General features: G+C 73.8%; 5 protein-coding genes. All 5 read left to right on the top strand.

Translation table 11 applies throughout. The features are described from left to right. Nucleotides 1-69 precede the first annotated feature (69 nt). Nucleotides 70-1,995 carry a M23 family metallopeptidase gene (locus tag D7W81_RS38570; protein ID WP_120560348.1) on the top strand — a complete coding sequence of 642 codons (1,926 nt, stop codon included), beginning with the start codon at nt 70-72 and terminating at the stop codon, nt 1,993-1,995. 129 nt (nt 1,996-2,124) lie between these two features. After that, a complete protein-coding gene (locus tag D7W81_RS38565) occupies nt 2,125-2,670 on the top strand; it encodes an RNA polymerase sigma factor (protein ID WP_120560347.1) in 546 nt (181 codons plus the stop codon). Continuing rightward, nucleotides 2,667-3,401 (top strand): hypothetical protein, encoded by a 735-nt coding sequence (locus tag D7W81_RS38560; protein ID WP_120560346.1) that lies wholly within the window; start codon nt 2,667-2,669, stop codon nt 3,399-3,401. Before D7W81_RS38565 ends, D7W81_RS38560 begins: the two co-directional genes overlap by 4 nt. A 100-nt stretch (nt 3,402-3,501) precedes the next feature. Next, complete coding sequence (locus tag D7W81_RS38555; RefSeq protein ID WP_147445779.1) at nt 3,502-4,020, top strand: hypothetical protein; 519 nt, start codon at nt 3,502-3,504, stop codon at nt 4,018-4,020. A 1-nt stretch (nt 4,021) separates the two neighbouring features. Next, the coding region (locus D7W81_RS38550; RefSeq protein WP_147445778.1) for a CHAT domain-containing protein at nt 4,022-6,819 on the top strand (2,798 nt) is incomplete at its 3' end.

Raw genomic sequence — 6,819 nt, 5'->3', positions numbered from 1 at the left:
GGGGTGGGGGCAGGCGCGAAACCGGAGGGCCATCACGGCCGCTGGGCGCCGCTTTGCGAGGAGCCGCCCATGTCCCCGTCCCCGCGTCTTCGTTCCATGGCCCGGCTCACCGCCGTGGCGTTCACCACCCTGGGCTTCAACGCGTTCGCGCAGACCTACGCCTTCCCCGGCAGCAGCGCGGACCTCCCGGAGGGCAGCCACTGGTGGATCTCCAGCGACCATGGCGGCACGCACAACCGGGACCTGAGCGCCGTGCGCTTCGACGACGACGCGCAGCAGTTCACCCGCTTGAAGGTCCCCTTCGCCGACTACGCAGCGGACCCGCGCAACTCCGACTGGGTCGTCTACGGGCTGCCCGTCTCCGCCATCGCGGATGGCGAGGTGCTGACCTGCTGGCGCAACGCCCCGGAGGGCCTGAAGCCGGCGGTGTACGGCGGTGATGACGTGCCCCACCCGGGCCGTACCACGAACCCGCTGCGCATCCCGCGCTCGGGCAACCACCTGAACATCCGCACGGACGACGGGAAGATCATCCTCTACGCGCACCTTCAGCCCGGGAGCGTCCCGGAGGAGCTGTGCCCCTTCAACGACCCCTACGTGGCGGACGCGGAGGACCGCGTGGGGGACCTGCCCCGGGAAGTCATCGTCCCCGCGGCGCAGCGGGTGCGCGTGAAGCGCGGGCGGTTCCTGGGCCGCGTGGGCAGCTCCGGCGCCTCGTCGAATCCCCACCTGCACGTGCACCTGAAGCCCATGACGGGTGAGACGACGATGGGGACCTCCCTGCCGCTGCCCTATTCGCAGGCGTGGCAGAGGAACGGCGCGGTGACCGAGGACCCCATGTTCGGCTTCTTCCCCCTCAACAACGAGGCGCTGAACCAGTTCCCCTCCGCCATCCACCCGGATCCGCTCTGGCGCCGGGGCGACATCACCGGCGCCCCGGCGCTGGAGGTGGCCACGGCATCCTCGGGGAACATGGTGGTGACGGCCACGCGGGATGTGTCGGGGCAGCTGGCGCTGAGCTCGTGGAAGCTGGCGTCGAACGGCACCCTCACCCATCTGCAAGACGCCTCCGCGGGCGCGGCGAGCGGCGTGGCCCTGGCCCACCCCCACCCGGGCAGCACCCGCGACGTGGTGACGGGGCTGCGTGACGGCGACGGGAAGCTCAAGCTCATCACCTGGCAGGTCGCGACGAATGGCACCCTCACGCGCAAGGGCGATGCCGGCGGCGACGCGGACGCGACGGAGATCAACCTGGCCCCCTTCCCGCTAGGAGGGCTGGGCGTGGTGAGCGCCTTCCGCGACGCCACGGGCCACCTGAAGGTCAGCACCTGGGAGGCGTCCTCGACGCTGGACACGCTGACCCGCCGGAGCAACGGCTTCGGCGAGGCGGTGACGAAGGTGGCCATGACGCCCGTCCTCAGCGGCCAGGTGGCCGGGGAGACGGGCCGCTTCAGCGGCGTCGTCACGGCGGTGCGCACGTCCACGGGCAACCTGAGCCTGACGGCGTGGGAAATCACCCCGGACAAGCTCGTCATCGAGCGGGGCTCCTACCTGGCGGGCGCGGTGACGGACGTGGCCATCAGCACCGTGTGGGCGGGCAACACCTCGCACGAGATGGTGGTGGCCAGCGTGCGCCTGAACAACGGCGTGCTGCGCAACATCTCCTTCGACGTCACCGCGGCCGGGCAGTTCGTGCGCCGCGACCAGGAGGACGGCGAGGAAATCCTGGAGCTGAGCGCGACGCGCGTGGGGGGACCGCACCTGGTCACCCCGGTGCGGGACACCACGGGCAACCTGCGCGTGTACACCTGGGACGTGGACGCGGAGGGCAAGGTGCACCGCACCGGCAAGGAGCGCGCGGGCGCCATCGTGCCGGGCCTGTCCGTCACCGCCACCACCGTGGGCGTCCGCTTCGTCGTCACCGCCGTGCGCCTGACCACGGGCACGGGGGGCGGGGACCTGCGGCTGATTGCCTGGGACGCGAACCTCCGGTAGCCCGCTGGCGAGTGTCCTCCCCGGAGCCCTTGGGCCCCGGGGGGACTCTCCTGGATTGCCCGGCTTCTGCTTGCCGCCGATGATGCGTTCGAACGACGCACGGCACCCGTTTTCGCGAGGGGAGGCAGCTTGGAGTTGCGACACGGCCCATGGGCGGGTGCATCCCCGGACGCCGGGCTGGAGACGCTGCGGCGGGACCTGGGACGGGCGCTCGCGAGCGTCTGCCCCGCGTCGCTCGCGGACCGGCGGGACGACCTGTTGCAGGTCGCGATGATGAAGGTGGTGGAGCTGCGCGGGCGCGACCCGGGCCGCGCGGAGCTGACGCCCGCGTACCTGTACCGGGTGGCGTACACGACGCTCGTCGACGAGCTTCGCCGGCTGGGGGCTCGCAAGGAGGTGGCGTTGGAGGAGGTGGCGCAGGGGCCCGCCCAGCCAGTGGCGCCAGGAGACCCGGAGCGCGCGGCGGGCGCGGCGCAGATTGCCCGGGCCGTGCGCGACTGTCTCCAGGGGCTGGTGCAGGACCGCCGCCTCGCCGTGACGCTGCACCTGCAGGGGCACACCGTTCCGGAGGCCGCGGAGTTGCTGGGTTGGGAGGCCAAGCGCACGGAGAACCTCATCTACCGGGGGCTGAGCGCGCTGCGTGCCTGTCTCTCCACGAAGGGAATCGAGCCGTGAGCGAACGCCGTCCCGAGGATGACACGCTGGAGGCCGCGGGCGTGGAGCGGCTGCGCACGGCGCTGCGCGACGACGACGCGCCAGGGGAGCCGGTGGACGCGGAGCGCGTCTGGCTCGCGGTGACGCAGGCGCTTCCGGCCGAGGAGCGCCGGGCGGTCATCGAGAAGGTCGCGGCGGATCCCGCGTGGGCACAGGCCTGGCGGCTGGCGAAGGCGATGTCGCAGGCGGCGGCGGAGGCACAGAAGGCTTCGACGGTGGCGGAGGCGGAGGCCCCCGCGAAGGTGGTTCCCCTGGCCGCGCGGCGCGAGCCGGCACGGCGCGTCTGGCAGGGACGGCCCGCCTGGGCCGCGATGGCGGCGACGCTGGTGGTCCTGGTGGGCACGGTCGTGGTTCTGCGGCAGCAGCAGGCGGGGGAGGACCCGGAGCGGATCCGCGGTGGCGCGACGGAGGCCATTGCCTCGGGGGTGCCGGAAGCCACCGCGCTTCCTCGCGAGCAGTTCGTGCTCCGCTGGAGCGGAGTGCCCCAGGCGGTGTCCTGGAGCGTGCAGGTGTCGTCGGAGGACCTGAAGTTGTTCCATCGCGCGGAGCGGCTGGAGGCGCGCGAGTACACGGTGCCGGCGGACGTGCTCGGGGCGCTGCCCGCCGGAGCGCGCATCCTGTGGCAGGTGGAAGCCCGGCTGCCGGATGGAAGCCTCCAGCGGAGCAGCACGTTCGTGAACCGGTTGCGCTGAGCAGGCCGCGAGTTGTTGAGACCTTCGCGGTGAACGCGTGCGAAGCCGCGCGCGTTGAGGAGCAGTCCACGCAATGAATGACATGCAGAGGGGGAAGGCGATGAAGACAATCCATGCAGGCAGGGACTGGATGCGCGCGCTGGTGATGATGGCGCTGGTGTGGGGCGTCACGGCCGCGGCGCAGACCGCGCCCGCGCCGTACACGATGGTCGTGACCACGCAACCGCTGGCGGGCGCCGCGTATGACACGGTGATGGCCTCCGTGGTGGAAGCGGGCACCCTGCGCGCGCCGTCCACGGTGCCCATGACCCTGCGCATCCTGGACGACTCCGGTGCCGTGCTCGCGACCGTCACGGGAACCGTGAGCGCGGGAGCGCCCCTGCGGGTGAGCGCCCGGGCTCCCTCCTCGGGCGGGGTCCGCGCGCAGCTCATCCTTCCGCCGGGCGCCGAACAGATGTCCGCGGGTGTCCTGACCCTCGAGCGGCAGGGGCGCGAGGATCCGCCGGCTCCCAAGAGCACCTTCTGCGAGATTACCGTCTACGCCAAGGACCCCATCACGGGCATGCCGGAGCCTGTCACCATCCTGGGCGCATGTACGGTGGAGCCCGCGGAGGGCTGAGGTGACCGCAAGGCGGCGACAGCGCAGGGGACGGTGGGGCGGCTTCACCCTGGCGGTGGGGCTGGCCCTGGGCATCCCCGCGCACGCCGCCGCGCCCCCGGAGCCCTCCGCGCTCGCGCGGTGCGAGGAGGCCTTCGACGCGCATCCGGAGGACTCCGACGCGGCGATGTGCTTCTTCCGGAACGCCCAGGGGCTCCAGGGGCGCGACGAGGCACGGCGCAGGCTCCAGGGGCTCATCGCGAGGCACCCGGACCGCCCCTGGCTCACGCTGGTGCTCGGCCACACGGAGCTGCTGTCCGAGCCCGCGCTGGCGGAGGCGTCCTACCGCCGCGCGGCCCTCGCCTTCCGGAGCCAGGGGGACGCGGAGGGCGAGGTGCTGGCCGGCATCAACCTGCGCAGCGTGCTGGGGATGCGCGGCCAGACGGAGGAGGCGCACCAGTGGGTCCTGCGGGTGGGCGAGGTGGCGCGCGCCTCCGGGGACGCGAAGCTGGAGGTGCGCGCGCTCATCCTGGAGGCGGCCGAGCTCTCCGATCTGGGCCAGGACCTGGGGCGCGCCTACCGGCTGCTCAAGCGCGCGGAGGCCCTGGCCTTCCCGGGCGGCACGGATGGCATGAAGAAGCAGCTCCTCAGCCCCCTGGCCACGGTGAGCGTGAACCTGGGCCGCTTCGACGAAGCGCTGGACATCTACGCGCGGCTCGCGGAGCTGGCGGAGCGCACGAAGGACGCGGGCACGGAGGCGCGCGTCCGCTTCGCGCTCGCGAACCTCGCGTTCCAGAGGCAGGAGGAGCGGCCCGAACCAGGAGGCCGGTCGGGGCTGCTGCGGCTCGCGAGGGAGGCGCTCGCGGCGTCCGGGCGCGCGGGCAGCAAGGTCTTCGAAGCGATGTCGCTGCGCCTCGTGGCGGAGCTGCTGGGGGACGGGCCCGGGGAGCGGCGTGAAGCGGAGGAGGCGCTGGGCCGCTGCATCGACATCGCAAGGGAGACGGGGCTGCCCGAGCGACGCATCTCCTGTCTGTGGACGCGCGCCGAACGCCGCGCGGCGGTGGATGCGGCCGCCGCGTGGCGCGACGTGGACGAGGCCCTGTCCCTGGCCGCCGGGCACGACAACCCGCTCTACCTCGCCTCCGCGTGGCGGGCGCGGTCGATGGTGGCCTTCCGCACGCGCCCGTTGCCGGAGGCGCTGGGGGAGGCGGAGCGCGCGCTCGACGCGGTGGAGGTGTTGCGCCAGTGGCAGCGGGACGCGACCAGCCAGGCGGAGCTCTTCTCCGGCTGGGCCAGTGACTACCACCGGCTCGCGGGCCGCACCCTGGAGGCCGGAGAAGCCTCCGCCGTGCCGCCGCGCCAGGCGCTGGAGCGAGCCTTCGCGGTGAGTGAGCGCCTGAGGGCGAGGACGTTGTTCGAGGCACTGGTGGCCTCCCGCGCGCTCCCAGCGCAAGAGGAGGCACCGGAGCACCGGGAAGCGCGGACCCGCGTGCTGCGCGCCCTGTCCGGCACCCAGCGGAGGCTGTTGGAACCAGCGCTGTCCGCATCCGAGCGCGCACGGCTGCTGGGCGAACTCCAGGAACTGGAGCGCCGCGAGCGAGAGCTGCGACCCGCGGCCCGCCGCATGGAGCTCCCATTCGCATCGCCCGCCGAGACCGGGCAGCCTCGGGCGCTGGAGCAGCGTCCGACGGCCCGGCACGCGGAGCTTCCGTTCGCATCACTCGCCGCGACCGAGCAGCGCCTGGGCGAGGAGGAGGCCCTGCTCGTCTTCCTCGCGGGCACGGACCATGACCTCCAGGGCGAGCGCGCGGGCGGCGCGTGGGTGCTGGCGGTGACGCGCGAGGGCACGCGCGCGTACCGCATCCCCGAGCGCGCTCGGCTGCGCCCCGCGGTGGCGCTCCTGTCGGGCCTCATCGAGCGCCGCGATGGTTCAGAGGCAGGGACCGCCGCGGCGCTGTACGCGCAGCTGCTCGCCCCCGCGCTGCGAGGCCTTCCACCGAAGGTGTCGCGCCTGTTGCTCGTGCCGGATGGCCCGTTGCACGACCTGCCCTTCGCCGCGCTGCGGGAGCGCGCGGACGGACCGCCGCTGGTGGCCCGGTACGAACTGGCGCGGGTGCCCTCCGCGAGCCTGCTCCACCACTGGCGCGAGCAGCCCGAACACCCCCCCGGAGGCGAGGCCCTGGTCCTGGCGGATCCCGACCGGGGAGACACCGCGCCGGGCGCGGCGAAAGTGGCCAGCGCGAGGGGCGGCGTGTTCCTGGAGACCGCGAGCCTGGGCGCGCTCCCGGAGGCGCGGCGCGAGGGCCGCACGGTGAGCGAGGCCCTGGAGGACACGGCCGTGAAGCCCCGGCTGCTCATGGGGGCGGACGCGTCCGAGCATGCCCTCAAGGCCTCCCGCTGGGACGCGGTGCGCATCCTCCACGTGGCCGCGCACGCGGTCGTGGACGTGGAGTCCCCCGAGCGCTCCGCCCTGGTGCTGGCCCCGGGCGCGGCGGGGGAGGACGGCCTGCTCCAGCCCCGGGAGATCACGGAGCTGCGGCTCAAGGACGCGCTGGTGGTGCTCTCCAGTTGCCGGGGGGCCTCCGGCGCGCTGCTCGCGGGCGAGGGCGTGTTGAGCCTGGCGCGGGCCTTCTTCGAATCCGGTGCGCGCGCGGTGGTGGCCAGCCTGTGGCCCATGCGCGACGCCGAGGCCGCGGCGCTGCTGGAGCGCTACTACCGGCACCTGGCGGCGGGGCAGGGCGCGGCGTCGGCGCTGCGCGAAGCCCAGCGCGAGGCCTGGGAGGATGGCGAGCCCGCGGCCATGTGGGCGGGGCTGGGGGT

Origin of the sequence: Corallococcus aberystwythensis (assembly GCF_003612165.1) — a bacterium.
In the GTDB taxonomy this organism is placed as follows: Bacteria; Myxococcota; Myxococcia; order Myxococcales; family Myxococcaceae; genus Corallococcus; species Corallococcus aberystwythensis.
This window is presented reverse-complemented; position numbering and strand designations above follow the sequence as displayed.